Source organism: Neptunitalea chrysea (assembly GCF_027924145.1).
Classification (GTDB): Bacteria; Bacteroidota; Bacteroidia; order Flavobacteriales; family Flavobacteriaceae; genus Neptunitalea; species Neptunitalea chrysea.
This window is the reverse complement of the sequence record NZ_BRVP01000004.1, coordinates 193,258-209,466: the sequence shown is the minus strand read 5'-3', so window position 1 is coordinate 209,466 and position 16,209 is coordinate 193,258. Positions and strand designations below refer to the sequence as shown.

The window sequence follows — 16,209 nt, the reverse complement described above, 5'->3', positions numbered from 1 at the left end:
CCTCTTCAAATACTAATGTATTCAATTTTATAATTTAAAACTATCATTAGAAGTATCAGCATCCATCCAAATGCTTCCATCTAAAGAAACTTTCTCTATATTCTTTACACCTTCTAAGGTAATAATTGCTTTATTTATATTGCTTTCCCAAATACGAGGTGTTTGGTGAAACACCTTATTTGTTCCATCTTTAAACGTTACAATTACATCTACTGGAGCAGGCATACCTCCTAAGTTTTCTAAAACCACCGTAGCTGTTTTCTTTTTTGTTGTTACATCTGTAATGGCAATATCTATATAGGCATGACTAAAATACCAGCTATCCCAAAACCAGTTTAAATTTTCTCCTGTAATATCATTAAAAGAATAGAAAAAATCCCATGGAATTGGATGTTTACCATTCCATCTATCCATATATCCTTTTAAGGCTTTGCTAAATAGCTCATCACCCAACATATCTTTCATTGCCAAATATCCTATAGCTGCTTTACCATATTCATTCACTCCCATGGCAACTCCTGTTAAGCTGTTGGTAGGTAAAATAATTGGTAAATCTTGTTCCATATTATCATCATTGGCCCATCTTTGAGTTCTAAACTGTTTAAAGTTTTTCGTAGCCTTTTCTTTACCAAGATCCTCTATACCAATCAAGTACTCTAATGCCGTTGCCCAGCCTTCATCCATAAACCCAAAACGAGTTTCATTAATCCCCATATAAAAAGGGAAATACGTATGTGCAATTTCATGTTCTACTACAAAACGAGTAAACTCTAAATTAGGGAACGAGCTATCATTTACCATCATAGGATATTCCATGTCTGCAAACCCTCTTACAATAGTTGACTTACTAAACGGGTAAGGCACTGCTGGATAATTATTAGAAAACCAATCTAACGAATGCTTACCAAAGTTTACCATCTCTTTAAAATCTTCAGAAGCTTCATCGTAAGCTGCTTGCACACTTGCACGTCTTCCAGTAGTTTTATCTACCACAACACTTCCTGCATCCCAGTTATAGTGATCACTTAATGCTATAGCTATATCTGTAATATTTTTGGTAGCCCATTTCCAGGTGTTTGTTTCATTCTGAGCTGTAATTTGTTTAGCCTTTAAATCTTCCTGACCTGCTATTTTTATAACCTCATCACTGCTCATAGATTCTTTTAACAGTTTGGCATATTTTGGTTGTAACACCTCATCCGGATTTTGCAAATCACCTGTAGCCCAAACTATAAAGTTTTTTGGTACAGTTACCGAAAATGTATAATCATTAAAGTCGTTATAAAACTCTTGTGCCCCTGTAAACGTCATTAAATCCCAACCTCTATAGTCGTCATACACAGATACTCTTGGAAAAAAATAAGCCAAGAAAAAGGTAGTACTATCAATAGCCCCTTCTCTACCACTTTGTACAGACATATCGTAATGCCAGTTAAAAGCTAGCTCAACACTGCTATTAGGGGCTAATGGCTGTGCTAATTTAATACCCTTATTTGTACCTCTACTTTCCTTTATTTTTTTTGGTGTACCATTTTCGGCAAAACTATCTATATGAATCCCTTCTGTTAAATAATCAGGATATGCCATACCTTGCCTGATAGCACCTGGTCGGTGATTGTTTAAAAACAATTTAAACATTAATACATCTAATGTATCAGGACTATTATTGGTATAGGTAATAGTTTCGGCCCCATAAACTGTTCTATTTGGGGGATCTATTTTTAAATCTATATCATAGACCGCTCTATTTTGCCAGTATGCACTACCAGGTGCACCTGTTTTACTTCTTGTGTTGTTTTGATACGCCTTTTTAACATCTCTAGGAATATACAACTCCTGAGCATTTACATAATACATTCCTACTGATAGTAGCAGTAACAACATCAACTTTTGATTCATAATACCTCCTTTTAAGTGAACTAATAGCTAAAGTACACAGGCTTATAAAACTCTTAGTTTATATTAAGAAAATTTTAAGATACTTCTTTTTTTAAAGCCATCTAAACTTTAGTATGACAATTATCATTTAATGCCTGAAAATATAACCTAAACTTTGTTATCAATTTTCTATACAATTTGAAAAAATGAATTTAAAATCAGTGCATACATTTCACATTCCAGTAATGGGGTTAGCCTTTACGGTAGATTCTCCTATACGAGTGGCTCATTACGGAATTGACTCAGTAATTTCGATTGTAGACGATGAACTCATAGAACGTATGAGTGCTTTCTACGCCAAGAAATTTAATTTTCCTCATCAAGAGGTTACCAAAAAAGCATTTGATTACAGAGCCAAAAGAATTACAAATTACTTGAATTTAGTAGATAAAATTGTTCAGCAAAAATTTACTGAATTTAAAAAAGAGCTTACTGTAAATACAAATGTTCAAAAATATTTTGGTAACCTATTACCGCAAGGAAACGAACTAAAAAAGAAACTTCAAGAAGTTGCTAACAATGGTATAGCATTAAAGTCTAAGTTGGTAGATTATATTGACGAAGTATTGCACCACGGTGCAATTGATGTGAATATAATGACTAAGTTAGACAAAGAGAACTTTGATAAAAAAGAAGTACTTCCGCAAGAGTTTAACGATGCACATGCTGCCTTACGTGGATTTGCGAATAGCAACCTATCTTCTTCTATTGTGCTTTCTGCAGGTATGAACCCTCGTTTGTATAGCTACATTGAAAACTTTGAGGATTTTTACCCTTCTGAAGCAGGCTCTCTTACCAAAAAAATTATTCTTAAGGTAAGTGATTTCCGTTCTGCTCAAATACAAAGTAGATTCTTAGCGCAAAAAGGGCTATGGGTTTCTGAGTTTAGAATAGAATCTGGATTAAACTGCGGAGGTCATGCATTTGCTAGTGACGGTTACCTATTAGGTCCTATTCTTGAAGAATTTAAAACCAAGAAAGAAGAGTTAAAAACAGGGATGTTTGAAATGCTTACAAAAGCACTTGAAACTAAAGAAAGAACCATCCCGAATGAAATTCCTGAATTAAAAGTTACGGTTCAGGGAGGTGTTGGTACACATGATGAACATCAATTTTTACTGCAACAATATAAAGTTGACAGTGTGGGTTGGGGGTCACCTTTCTTACTTGTGAAAGAAGCTACTTGTGTAGATGACGAAACCAGACAATTATTGGCAGATTCTCAAGAAAAAGATCTGTACCTAAGTGAGATCTCTCCATTAGGAGTTTCTTTTAACGCTATACGAAACACCTCCAATGAACGATTGAGAAATCAACGTATTGATAAAGGTAGAGCCGGGAGTAGTTGTCCTAAAAAATTCTTAGCGCTACATAAAAAAAACGACGAGCAAATTTGTACGGCTTCTAGAAAATTTCAAGAAGATGCGCTTGCTCAGTTAGACTCGCTTGATATTTCTGCTGAAGAATATGAAGAAAGAAGATTTGCTATTACAGAAAAATCTTGTTTGTGTACCGGATTAGCGAATGCAGCATATCTGGAAAACGACATGCCTGTTAAAGGAGAAGCACAAGGTGTTGTCATTTGTCCCGGCCCCAACATTGCTTATTTTGATGAACCTGTAAGTTTAGAAAAAATGGTGCAACATATTAACGGTGATGTTAATATCATGCACAATGAAGACCGTCCTAATATGTTTATAAAAGAGCTTAGTTTATATATTGATGCTTATAAGAAAACACTTAAAGAGGCTTCTAAAAACCCAGGAATTCAAGCCACTAAAAAAGCAAAACGATTTAAGAAAAACCTAGATGATGGTATTCAATACTATCAAATACTATTTAACAACAACACTCTTTTCAAGGAACAATTAAAAGCACAAATAGCAACGCTAAATGCTTTAGAAAATGAGATTGTTTTAGCCTAGGCTTAAGTTAACCTGTTCATAGCTAACCGGAGTGTATTATACTATACGTATCCGGTTAGCATCTTTTATTGAGAAATAAACAAATTAGTCTAGCTCTGTAAATAGTACTTCTTTATCTTTTCGTACTTTTTTCATATTCAGATTCCAATCATCTTCAGCCCTGTAACCAATTGGTAACATGGTTACACTTTTAAGACCTCGTTTTTTAAAGTCAAGTAATTCATCTAAGGCAGCACTATCAAAACCTTCCATTGGTGTAGCGTCTAATCCTAATTCGGCTGCAGCCATAATGGCAAAACTAAATGCTATATAAGCCTGACGAGCTGTGTGTACAAAATTTTCTTCAGCTGGTTTATTGGTATATAAATCAACAATTCGTTGACGGTACGCATCCCAACGCTCATCTCTTGCTCCACGCTTTTCAAACATATTTTCAAAAGCTTCATTAATACGTGCTTCTGTATAATTATCCCAAGCAGTAAAAACTAACAAATGCGAGCAATCTTTCACTACCGTTTGATTAAAAGATAATGAAAATATCTTATTTTTAAGCTCTTCTCCCTTAATAATAAACACTTCAAGAGGCTGTATTCCGCTTGAGGTTGGTGCTAACTGAATCGCTTCTAAAATATAGTCTATGTTTTCCTGACTTACTTTTTGGTCATTCATTGCCTTGGTGGCATAACGCCACTTTTCTAATTCTACTAAATTCATAACAGTTTATTTTATTAATTTTATGTTTGAGGAAATTATATTGTTTTACGTACATCAGAAGGCGTTTTTAGAAACTTCTTCTTAAATATTTTTGAAAAATGTGCTGTGTTTTCAAAACCTAACTGGTAACAAATATCTGTAATAGAAAGGTCTGAAGTTAACAGTAACTTTTCAGCTTCTTCTAACCTGCGGTTCTTCATCCATTCAGCTGGTGACCTCTCACTCATTTTTTTGAAATCTCTTTTAAAGGAAGCCAAACTTCTTCCAGACAAATACGCTAAATCTGCAACCGAAACAGGTTTTGAAAAGTTTTCTTCCATTACTTTATAAATGTTACACCTAACTTGTTGTTTTGCCTGAAAAATCTGCAACAACATATGCTTATTGATATTCGCTATTTCAAAAAACAACTCTCTTAACTTCAAAGATAGTATCGGACCATCAAATTCACTTTGTTCTTCAAAATAATGATCTACAGAACTAAACATTGTCTGGATTCGTTCGTTACCCTTATTTACCGATAAACAAACCGATTCCTCTAACTTTTCCGGTAGTACTTTAACTGACTCTATAAAGTTGACCAAAAAATCATCGGTAAAAAACACTAAGTATGATCTATACTCGTTTTGCTCGTTACCTATTTTATAAAAGCTTGCTGTTTGAGCTTTATGTAATACAACAAACTCCCCAGCATGTACCTTAAACTCTTTATAATCTGTTTTAAATGCCAATGCTCCAGTTTCTATATAACATAATAAATGCGATTCTAGATATATCTTATCCTCAATAAGCTCTTTTACCAATACTTTGTTCCTTACCAAACTGCAACAATTATCTGCCTCAATAACATCATTCTGAACTTTATTGATTATTGCTGATGGTAATTTTGAACATTTATACATATCCTTTGGTAATAATATTACATCGCAAAGATATAGCGTAATACTTCCTAAAACTATTCTATTTGGCTCAAATTATTATTCCGTAAAGCTCAACTATTAGTACATAAACGTATTACTATTTTTAGTACATTCCCCATCCTAATCAATATTATAATGCTTAAACAATTACACTATCTGTATCTTACTGTATTTTTTCTTGTTGTAGAAATTTGTATTGCTCTATTTTTTCATGACAGGTTTATACGCCCCATCTTTGGAGATTATCTGATTGTATTTCTAGTATATTGTGGTCTTAAAACAGTCATCAAATTTAAACCGATAACTGCTATTATAATTACCATTTTATTTGCCTATGCAGTTGAAATAACACAATACATAAACATTCTAAAAATCTTAAATATACAACCTAATTTGGCCACCAAACTCATTTTAGGTTCTTCCTTTGAGTGGGTAGATATGTTAGCTTATACCTTAGGAGTGCTCACTATTTATTATATAGAATACAACGCTATAAATAAAAAAAGCCCTAAATAAGGGCTTTTTTTAATAATCTGTTTTCTCACTTATATGTTTCAGGTTTTCCAATTCTTCCGTTAATATGCTAATTTTATTCTTAGCTCTATTATAAGAATCTGTTCCCATAAACAACCTTACGGGAGGTACCTCCATTTTAGATAAGTCAATAAAAACATCAGCTGCTTTATCTGGATTTCCTAATTGTTTACCATCCATAGTTGCATATTTTTCATGGGAAGCTCTTACAGCAGTATAATCTTCAATTTTATTTTCAGACAACACCAAAGAATCGGAGCTTAAAAAAGCTGTTCTAAACGCTCCTGGCGCTACCACCGTGGTATAAATCCCCATACCCTCTAAATCCATTGCTAATACTTCCGTCATTCCTGTTAAGGCAAATTTAGTAGCTGCATACATAGCCCAGCCGGCAGTAGCATTAAAGCCCGCTATAGAAGATATATTTATAATATAACCACCAGACTTTTGTTTTCTGAAAATGGGTAACACTTTTTGCATTACCGTAATGGGTGCAAAAACATTAATCCCAAAACTCTGCTGTATCTCACTTGTGCTTAATTCTTCAATAGTGCCTCCAATTCCGTATCCTGCATTATTAACAACCACATTTAACTCCCCAAAAGTAGCAACAGTTTTAGCCACTGCTTCCGCTATAGACAGCTCACTAATTAAATCTACTTCTAAAGGTAAAAAGTTGGCCGTATTAACCTTTACCACGTCTTTTAAAGCTGCAATATTTCTGCTTGTTGCTGCTACCTTGTAGCCTTGTTCTATTAACTTTTTTACTAAGGATAGCCCAAAACCTTTAGAGGTTCCAGTTACTAACCATACTTCATTTTTCATGGTGCATGTTTTTAATTTTTACTTAAGTTTAAACTAAAATTTGTAGCATCTGCGCTACCTTTCATAAGTTTTAAATCTTTTTTCAAAGTTTCTATTTTCGTATCTACCAATTGGTAAGCATCTTCACCTAAGAAAAGATGTAATGGAGGATTTTCCATTTTGGCTACCTTGATAAGTACATCAGCAGCTTTTTCAGGATCACCTGGCTGATTATTATTTATTTGATCTGCATGAAGTTTTTGCGATGCTCTTACTTTGGTATAAACCTCCATCTCATTATTAGGTGTAGTCATAGAACCTGATGTTAAAAACGCTGTTCTAAAATATCCAGGAGATACTACTGTGGCCAATAACCCAAATTCTTTAATTTCTGCAGCCAACGACTCTGTGAATCCATGTACTGCAAACTTCGTAGCACAATACACTCCCCATCCTGGAAAATTTCCATAAAAACCGCCAACAGAGGCAATATTAAAAATATGTCCGGTTCCTTGAGCTCGTAAAATAGGCATAACAGAACGTATTACGTTGATAGCACCAAATACATTTACATTAAAATTTTCTTTAACTTCTTCGTCAGTAAGTTCTTCCAATGCTCCTGTTACCCCATAACCTGCATTATTTACAACCACATCAATCTGACCAAAATACTCCTTAGCAGTCTGAATTGCTTTAGAGACATCAGCAGTATCTGTAATACACATCTCTATAGGTAAAAAATTATCAGAAGTTTCTCCTATTGCCTTTTCTAAGCCAGAGATATTTCTAGAAGTGGCGACTACCCTATAGTCATTCCAAATTAGTTTTTTTGCCAACGCAAGCCCAAGCCCTTTAGAAGCTCCCGTTATAAACCATACTTTTTTCATAATTCTTTTATTTGTTAATTATAAAACAAAAGTAGTAGCCAAAACTACAAGCTCATTGAGCGTATCAAACGGTTACTTGTATAATTCAAACAATCACCTTCTATATTGGGTAGGCGTAGTAGCTGTCTGCTTTTTAAAGAAATGATTAAAATGTGTAGGATCATCAAATCCTAGCACATAACTTATTTCAGAAACATTCCATGAGGTATGCTTTAATAAGGCTTTGGCCTCACTAGTCAAACGTTCTGATATATGTTCTGTAGTGGTTTTCCCTGTAGTAGCACGTATAGCTCTATTAAGATGATTTACATGTACCGACAATTGCGATGCAAAATCTTTAGCAGAACGCATGGTATATCTTTGAGACAATGATTCTATAGGAAACTGTCGTTCTAATAATTCTGTAAATACTGCCGTGATTCTTGAGTTGGCATCTGTTTGCTCATATAATGTTTCAGTAGGTTGTACTTTTAAAGCAAAATGAATCAGTTCGGTCACATAATTTCTAATCAAATCGTATTTATATTTATAATCAGAATTTATTTCATTCAGCATTTTGTCAAATATACCAGACACAATTGTAAACTGCGCTTCGGTTAATTTATAAGAAGGATTATTTCCCGGAATAAACATAGGCAACGTATGAATACCATTACGTATATGCTCTGTGAAAAACTCATCTCTAAAGATGCAAAAGTACCCCAATGAACCTCCAGGGAATGCCTCATAGGTATATGGTACCTGCGGATTGAAAAACATTAAGGTAGGACCGTCCGCTTTAATACTCTTATCTGCATAATGATACACATAAGTACCACTAGACACAGCAATCTTATAAAAATCTCTACGCTGATAATGCACAGGATTAGGACTACAAGATCCACGTTCTTCCAATTTAAAAACATTAAATTGCCCTAACTCTTGACTAAGATTTTTGGGTAACCATTTTGCCTTTTCTTTATGAAACTCTTCTATCGACTGCATTTTCACCATACCTTAAATATAATCAATACATTAACCAAATAGCAAAAGTACAGCTTCCGAACAAGTAATTAGTTGTATAAAACAAACTAAACCCTGTAAAATTCAAACATAGCGTTATTCATAACATTCTTCCTTGGCATATATAAAAACTCTATATCAGTCTTCTTCTACATTAGCAATCTATCTAAAATACCAAACATATAACCATTACAAGCTACTATATAATTGGCGCCTTCATGCATTTGATAAATATCTTGTACAAACGGTCCTCCTTCATTCAATTCATCATTCATTTCTTCTATCATTGCAACCAAAGACTCCTGTGTAACTTCTATATGAAACTGAAAACCTAAAACTTTCTCATTGTACAAATAAGCCTGATGTACACAGTTTTCAGAACTCGCTAAATGAACCGCTCCTTCGGGAATTTCAAATGTATCTCCATGCCAATGCAAAACCAAGAATTCTTCAGGGATATTCTTAAATAACGGCATTTCTTTAGCTACCGAATTAAATTGTAGCGGATACCAACCTATTTCTTTCACCGGATTCTTAATTACTTTAGCTCCTAATACATCTGCTATAAGTTGCGCCCCTAAACATATACCTACCATATATTTACCCAAGCCTATAACCTCCTTAATAAACACCTTTTCATCTTTAAGCCAGGGGTGTTTATCTTCTTTATAAATATTCATGGGACCTCCCATAACCACTAACAAATCCACATCATTTGGTTGTGGTAATACATCTCCTTTATAAAAATGTGTTCCAGTAACCTCGTAGTCACGTTCACCACCCCACTTGGCTATACATCCAATACCTTCAAAAGGTTCATGTTGCAAATAATGTACTCTACATTTTTTCATTTACTCCTCAGATTTTATTTGTAAGCCCTTCACCAACTTATCCACTGTAAGTCCTTGAACAACACCCGAAAATACCACAACCACATATGGTATCACTAAAAATATATTCATGAGATAACGCAGAAAGATTTTTTATAAAACTACTACTTACATTTTATCCATGCAACTGTGACATCTTATCAAGTACTGCTTTTACAAAAGCCAAAAACCATTGTAAAAATTTAATTGTCAATAGTTTTTTTATGATTTTTGCTTTATGAACAAAACCAAAATAATAAAAATAAGTACCATACTACTTTTTTTATTTTTACAATTAGCCTTACTATATACCATTGTGTATGAAAACAGAGCCTCGATTTGGGTATTTATAACAATCTCTATAATTGGAATAATGGTATTAATAGGATACACAAAACTCCCATTACATCATCATGATCATTTATACGAAAAGTTTTTGGTAACCTTGTGGGTACCTGTAGGTGCTCTATGCACCTATTTTTTAAATGTAGATACCGGCTTGGGGCCTGTATTGGCTGCTTCAGGTTTTGGGCTAGCAGCTTCATTTATTCCGCATTTAAACAAAAAATCTGAATACTTAAAATCACTCCCTCCGGCACTTTATTGTGGCGCTTTTGTAGGAATGAGCGGTACTAATGTAGCCTCTTCATTAGCATTTATTATAACAGCAAGTATTATTACTGCCATCTTTTTAAGTCTTAGTAAAAGTCTCTTTACAGGAGTTGGCGGAAAATTAGGAACCTTAGCCTTTGGTGGTGTAGCCTTAACCTCATTTATCTTTTTTCTATTATCTCAATGAATTCTATAATTCTTATCATTACAGGCATATTAGGTGCAGTGCTAACTTTTTATGTGAATACACATTTAAAACAAGGAGCAGTGAGAGCGTCTGCATTGCTATCTTTTGTAGTAGCATTGTTTTTTTATTTGTTTCCTGAAATCTTAAACGAGACACTTTCTCAAAAAATTCCGATAGTATTTATAGGGGCTTCATTTATTGGTATGGTCTCTCATAAGGTGGTTAACAACTATATAATTATAGCCATTTCAGGTATTATTTTTTCTATTATTTTCTTAAATACAAGTGCCTTTTTTAGTGGGTACGGTGGTGCATTAGGCACATCTGCTTGTATTTCTTTGTTAACAGCTATGAGTATACCTACTTTTTTCTCTAAAAAATCTATAGGAAATGGACTTATTAGTCTTGCTAAATTCCTGTTTGGTCGAAATAAGAATAATTGATAAAATACATCGCGTAATTTAAAGTTTAAATAATTGTTTAAACTTATGGAAGTAAGATATTTTATAAAACCGTTTTTATGTTCATTACTAATTCTCTTGATGTCTTGTAGTAATGATACCGATATGTATTCGAAGATGATGATGACGAACCTAATGGTGCTTTTTTTAGTAAAACTGATTTAACTATTACTGGTAGCGGTACCTTAACTGTTACAGGAAATTATAACGATGGTATAGCCAGTAAAGATGGACTACTTATTAACGACGGTGCAATTATAAATGTTACTGCAACTGATGACGGTATACGAGGTAAAGATTACTTAGTCATTGAAGATGCTACCATTGATATTACCTCATCAGGTGACGGATTAAAATCTGATAACGATGATGATACTACTTATGGATACATCTATATTTTAAATTCTGATATTACTATTGATGCCTTGAATGACGGTATACAAGCTGAATCTGACGCCTTAATTGCCAGTGGTATTATTGACATAACCACAGGTGGCGGAAGCAGTGTTGTTTTAGGAGATGATACTGATTCTGCAAAAGGAATTAAAGCTGAAACATACATTATTGTTGATGACAGGACGCTTACCATAGACTCTGCGGATGATACTTTTAATTCTAATGATGCCTTGGTGATTAATGGAGGTACTTTAAATCTTGCAACAGGAGATGATGCCTTACATGCAGATAATAGCACTGCTATTTATGACGGTACTATAACCGTTACCAAATCGTACGAAGGTATAGAAGGTGCTATTGTAATTATTGCAGGAGGTACGAATAAGATAACATCTAGTGATGATGGTATTAACGCTGCAGGAGATGACTTTGACAATACCATGTATATTGTTGGTGGTTATACTGCTGTTACTGCTTCTGGTGACGGAATAGATGCCAATGGTTCTATTATTATGATAAACGGTACACTACTGGTAAATAGCCCTACCAACAACGGTAATGGTGCTGTAGATTATGATGATAGTTTTACCGTAAACGGAGGTACTTTTGTAGCTACAGGATCGTCTGGTATGGCTCAAACAGCAAGTCAGGGTTCTGCTCAAAATGCCCTTCTGATAAAATTTAATTCTTCTAAACAGGCAAACACCCTAATTAATATATCAGATTCCAGCGGAACTAACATACTTACATTTGCCCCTTCTAAAACCTATCAGTCGTTGGCGTTCTCATCTTCTGATTTAACCGAAGGAGAAACCTACACCATCGCACTTCGGGTACCGAAGAGGATGGGTATTACACAAATGCAACGTACAGTGGAGGAACAACCTACACTACGTTTACAGTATCTAACACTATAATCACTATAAATTAATAATTCTATATAACCTTAATTCAGGAAGCTCTCGAGAAATTATTTCTCGAGAGCTTTTTATTTACAGCACAAACAGACACTTATAAAAATACTATTTTTTGTACTTTTAACGTTATTATAAACTAACCAACATATAAACCTATGACCGATCATGAAGAACAGATTCAAAAACTTCTTGAAAAGTTAAACCTCTTAGCTGATAAACAATATTCCATCTCTGGTAAAATTTTCTCTTTACGCCAAGAGTTAATTGCCTTAAAGGAAACTGCTAAGGAAGAAAAAACAAAAGATACTGAAGTCGATACTAACATAGCAACCAAGCAAGAGGCTTCATTGTCTAGAGTTGAAAAAACACCAACGGTTACAGAAATAGAAAGTACTCCTTTACAAAAAAACATTATTGTTCCTTCATCTAAAATAATAGAAGAAAAGCCTTTAACAAAAACATCCTCTTTTAAAGGTCTAGATTACAAAAGTAATTTAGAAAAATTTATTGGTGAAAATCTAATCAATAAAATAGGCATTGCCATTTTAATCATAGGGGTGGCAATAGGAACTAAATATGCCATAGAACATGAATTAGTGAGTCCAGTAACTCGCATTATTTTGGGATATATTACAGGTTTGGGGCTTATGGTTTTTGCCATTAAGCTAAAAGAAAAATATGAAAATTTTAGTGCCGTACTATTAAGTGGTTCTATGGCTATTCTCTATTTTATTTCGTATGCAGCCTATTCCTATTATGGACTCATCCCTAAAGAGATTACTTTTGGATTAATGCTCATTTTCACCCTATTTACGGTATTTTCTGCACTAAAATACAATAATCAAATCATTGCTCTTATAGGACTTGTTGGGGCGTATTCGGTACCTTTTTTACTAAGTGACAACTCTGGTAATGTTACCATTTTATTCTCTTATACCAGTATTATCAACGCCGGAATTTTGGTTATCGCCTTAAAAAAATACTGGAAATTACTTTACTATACTTCTTTTGGTATAACATGGCTTATCTATTTAACATGGTATAGTACTTCATATAATGCAGATGAACACTTTACAACTGCCCTCCTATTTGCATTTATATTTTTTGCCATCTTCTACATGGTATTTTTATTATACAAACTTTGGCGAGAAGAAAAATTCAATCAAGTTGATATCTTACTCATCCTTTTTAATAGTTTTCTTTTTTACGGTTTCGGATATACTACACTTGATAGTACAACCACAGGATCAAAACTCTTAGGGCTATTTACACTAGGGATGGGAATTATACATTTTATAGTAAGTGTGCTTATTCACCGTAAAAAACTGGCTGACAAAAACTTATTTTATATGGTAACCGGATTGGTGCTAACCTTCCTTACACTTACTATGCCAGTACAGTTAGATGGTAAATGGGTTACTATGCTATGGGCTGCAGAAGCTACCATTTTATTCTATATTGGAAGAGCCAAACAAATCAAATTTTATGAAAGAAGTGCCTACCCATTAATAGCACTCGCTTTCTGTAGTCTGTTGGATGATTGGATGGATCTAAATTGGTTTTTAACAAATTATCTAGGAAATGATAAGCCCCTTTTGTTATTAAACGGAAATTTTATTTCCTCGTTAGTATGTTCAGGTGCATTTGGTTTTATTACTTATATTAATTATCAAAAAAAATATACCAATGCCTCGGTATCTCTCAAAATAGTAAATCAAATAGTAATATATGGTATCCCTTTTATATTCTTAATTACACTATACTTTACGTTTAGAAATGAAATATCGTTATACTATTATTTACAATCATCAAACGCAACTATTGTAAAAAATGTTAATAAATATACCATTAACCATTTCTTTAATAGTTATGAATCTATTTGGATTATCAACTACTCCTTATTATTTATTTCTGGTTTGACATTTTTTAACTTTGGTAAACTAAAAAACAAGCTATTTGGCTTCGTTAATTTAGGTCTGTTGCTCTTAGGTATTCTTCTTTTCTTAACAAAAGGGCTCTACGAAATAAGTGAGGTAAGAGACATCTATCTTAAAAGTTATCAAATAGAAGAAATAAACCAATTTGCTATTTATATAAAGTATATATCACTCCTATTTTTAGGCCTAACAATTTATGGATTGTCTAAATACAGAAATAATGAATTTATGCAAATTGAGTTTAAAATTCCATTCGATTTAATTTTGCATACAGTGATTATTTGGGTGGTAAGTAGCGAAATGATTAATTGGTTAACTATGTTTAATTCGCAAGAGTCTTATAAGATTGTGCTAAGTATATTATGGGGTGTCTATGCATTGTTACTAATTATATTGGGTATTTATAAGAAGAAAAAACACCTACGTATTGGAGCCATCGTCTTATTTGGAGGCACCTTGTTAAAACTATTCTTCTACGATCTTAAAACATTAAATACCATATCAAAAACCATTGTTTTTGTATCCTTAGGAGTTTTACTTCTCATTATTTCTTTTTTATATAACAAATACAAACATCTCATTTCTGATGAATAAGCTTTGGATATCTATATTAATAAGTTTATTTGGACTAACCTGTTCTGCTCAGTTGAGCAACTATACATATAAACGAAAATTATGCGGCGTACACTCCATGTGGCATCGTTTTACACTACCTGACGCTGTCTATGGAAAAGCAAAAGAACACCTATCAGATATTAGAGTATTTGCAGTAACCGAGAATGATACCATAGAAGCTCCGTACATTTTACAACAAAATACCCAAAAAACAATACATGAAAAAGTACCATTTCATATCATTAACATAACTAAAGGATCAAATGGTTTTTACTACACCTTTGAGTTAGAAAATCAACAATTAGTAAATAACATTGATCTAACTTTTAACAATCAGAATTTCGATTGGAAAATTACATTAGAAGGAAGTAATGATCAGCAAGAATGGTTTCAAATTTTAGATGATTACCGAATTCTTTCAATCCATAATAAACATACCCATTACAGTTTTACAAATCTAAATTTTGCAGATAGTAAGTTTAAATTTTTGAGGCTTTTGGTAAGAACAAAAGATAAGGCTGAATTAATTTCATCTTCTATTACCTGTAGTAGATTAGAAAAAGGAACTTACAAAAATTACCCTCTAAAGAATTTAAAGGTACAACAGCTACCTAAATTTAAAACTACCCATATAGATATAGAACTTCCTATGCAAGTTCCTGTATCAAAACTAAATCCTATAGTATCTAATCATTTTGATTATTACAGACCAGTCTCAATACTTAAAGTAGTAGATAGTATTAAACTTGACAGCATCTGGTCTTATAAAACAGATTATATCTCAACAAAAAGTACTTTAAGTTCACTAGATACAACCAAATTTGAATTTAATAGTACCACGGGAAATAAATTTCAATTAATAATTAAAAACTACGACAATGAACCCTTAACTATAGAGAATGTGCAAGTAGAAAGCTCTCCTTATGAGTTAATTGTTAGGTGTACAAAAGATGCTACTTATTACCTGGCTTACGGAAATAAAAATGCTTCACATCCAAATTATGATATTACCCGATTTAAAGAAAAAATACCAGAAGCACTAGAAATCTTAAAAGTTGAAAAAGAACTTAAAATCGGTTCTAAAGAAGATAAAAAACCTGAGAAAGATTTTTTCAACACCTATTGGCTATGGGGTATTATGGTTCTTATTATCCTTATTTTAGGTTTCTTTACTTTTAAAATGCTTCAAGAAAAATAGCAATCTATTCAATGGCTTGTATAAAAATAAAATTTAAAAATAATACCAGTTACTCTTCTACTTTTAAGTATGTTACTTGCCCTAATTCTTCGAGAACATAGCAACATATACAATCACTTTTTAAGTTCCCTACCAAACATAGTTTATCCTTTTCATCTTATGCTTTTTTAAAAAACCAGAACATGTAAGACAAAACGGTTTAAGATATAAATATGACTGTATTCTCAAATTTCTCTAAAAATCTTTGATTCTATCTACTTCTTTTGATGCTACTTGAATATTAGTTAATTTTG

General features: G+C 33.0%; 13 protein-coding genes and 1 pseudogene. 7 read left to right on the top strand and 7 right to left on the bottom strand.

Annotated features, from left to right (window positions below; genetic code table 11):
• Window positions 1-27: 27 nt before the first annotated feature.
• Window positions 28-1,899 carry a M1 family metallopeptidase gene (locus NBRC110019_RS04245; RefSeq protein ID WP_281752722.1) on the bottom strand — a complete coding sequence of 624 codons (1,872 nt, stop codon included), beginning with the start codon at window positions 1,897-1,899 and terminating at the stop codon, window positions 28-30.
• A 185-nt stretch (window positions 1,900-2,084) separates the two neighbouring features.
• On the opposite strand from NBRC110019_RS04245, the gene NBRC110019_RS04240 reads away from it, so the two are divergent.
• A complete protein-coding gene (locus tag NBRC110019_RS04240; RefSeq protein ID WP_281752720.1) occupies window positions 2,085-3,863 on the top strand; it encodes a hypothetical protein in 1,779 nt (592 codons plus the stop codon).
• A gap of 84 nt (window positions 3,864-3,947) precedes the next feature.
• Here NBRC110019_RS04240 and NBRC110019_RS04235 read toward each other — a convergent pair whose 3' ends face one another.
• Window positions 3,948-4,577: a nitroreductase family protein gene (locus NBRC110019_RS04235; protein WP_281752718.1), complete on the bottom strand. Its 630-nt coding sequence runs from the start codon at window positions 4,575-4,577 to the stop codon at window positions 3,948-3,950.
• 35 nt (window positions 4,578-4,612) lie between these two features.
• Window positions 4,613-5,479 carry a helix-turn-helix domain-containing protein gene (locus NBRC110019_RS04230; RefSeq protein WP_281752717.1) on the bottom strand — a complete coding sequence of 289 codons (867 nt, stop codon included), beginning with the start codon at window positions 5,477-5,479 and terminating at the stop codon, window positions 4,613-4,615.
• Window positions 5,480-5,632: 153 nt separating this feature from the next.
• On the opposite strand from NBRC110019_RS04230, the gene NBRC110019_RS04225 reads away from it, so the two are divergent.
• Window positions 5,633-6,013, top strand: a complete 381-nt coding sequence (locus tag NBRC110019_RS04225) for a ribosomal maturation YjgA family protein (RefSeq protein ID WP_281752715.1) — start codon at window positions 5,633-5,635, stop codon at window positions 6,011-6,013.
• Between the two features lie 9 nt (window positions 6,014-6,022).
• On the opposite strand, the gene NBRC110019_RS04220 is transcribed toward NBRC110019_RS04225, so the two are convergent.
• The 4 genes from NBRC110019_RS04220 to NBRC110019_RS04205 all read right to left on the bottom strand — a co-directional run bounded on the left by NBRC110019_RS04220 (window position 6,023) and on the right by NBRC110019_RS04205 (window position 9,575).
• The gene (locus NBRC110019_RS04220) at window positions 6,023-6,856 is read right to left on the bottom strand and encodes an SDR family oxidoreductase (RefSeq protein WP_281752713.1); all 834 of its coding nucleotides are present in this window, start codon (window positions 6,854-6,856) and stop codon (window positions 6,023-6,025) included.
• 11 nt (window positions 6,857-6,867) lie between these two features.
• Complete coding sequence (locus tag NBRC110019_RS04215; protein ID WP_281752711.1) at window positions 6,868-7,722, bottom strand: SDR family oxidoreductase; 855 nt, start codon at window positions 7,720-7,722, stop codon at window positions 6,868-6,870.
• A gap of 93 nt (window positions 7,723-7,815) precedes the next feature.
• A complete protein-coding gene (locus NBRC110019_RS04210) occupies window positions 7,816-8,706 on the bottom strand; it encodes a helix-turn-helix domain-containing protein (RefSeq protein WP_281752709.1) in 891 nt (296 codons plus the stop codon).
• Window positions 8,707-8,873: 167 nt separating this feature from the next.
• The gene (locus NBRC110019_RS04205; RefSeq protein ID WP_281752707.1) at window positions 8,874-9,575 is read right to left on the bottom strand and encodes a type 1 glutamine amidotransferase; all 702 of its coding nucleotides are present in this window, start codon (window positions 9,573-9,575) and stop codon (window positions 8,874-8,876) included.
• Between the two features lie 256 nt (window positions 9,576-9,831).
• Between NBRC110019_RS04205 and NBRC110019_RS04200 the strand changes: the two genes are divergently transcribed.
• From NBRC110019_RS04200 to NBRC110019_RS04180, 5 genes and pseudogenes are all read left to right on the top strand, one after another.
• Entirely contained in the window at window positions 9,832-10,392 is a 561-nt protein-coding gene (locus tag NBRC110019_RS04200) for a hypothetical protein (protein ID WP_281752705.1), read from the top strand.
• Window positions 10,389-10,835, top strand: coding sequence for a hypothetical protein (locus NBRC110019_RS04195; protein ID WP_281752703.1), 447 nt, complete (start codon window positions 10,389-10,391; stop codon window positions 10,833-10,835). The genes NBRC110019_RS04200 and NBRC110019_RS04195 overlap by 4 nt, the downstream gene beginning before the upstream one ends.
• A 149-nt stretch (window positions 10,836-10,984) precedes the next feature.
• A pseudogene (locus tag NBRC110019_RS04190) lies at window positions 10,985-12,166 on the top strand (carbohydrate-binding domain-containing protein); the annotation flags it as partial.
• Window positions 12,167-12,321: 155 nt separating this feature from the next.
• Window positions 12,322-14,697 carry a DUF2339 domain-containing protein gene (locus tag NBRC110019_RS04185; RefSeq protein ID WP_281752701.1) on the top strand — a complete coding sequence of 792 codons (2,376 nt, stop codon included), beginning with the start codon at window positions 12,322-12,324 and terminating at the stop codon, window positions 14,695-14,697.
• Window positions 14,690-15,916 carry a DUF3999 family protein gene (locus NBRC110019_RS04180; RefSeq protein ID WP_281752699.1) on the top strand — a complete coding sequence of 409 codons (1,227 nt, stop codon included), beginning with the start codon at window positions 14,690-14,692 and terminating at the stop codon, window positions 15,914-15,916. The genes NBRC110019_RS04185 and NBRC110019_RS04180 overlap by 8 nt, the downstream gene beginning before the upstream one ends.
• The last annotated feature ends 293 nt before the right edge of the window (window positions 15,917-16,209 follow it).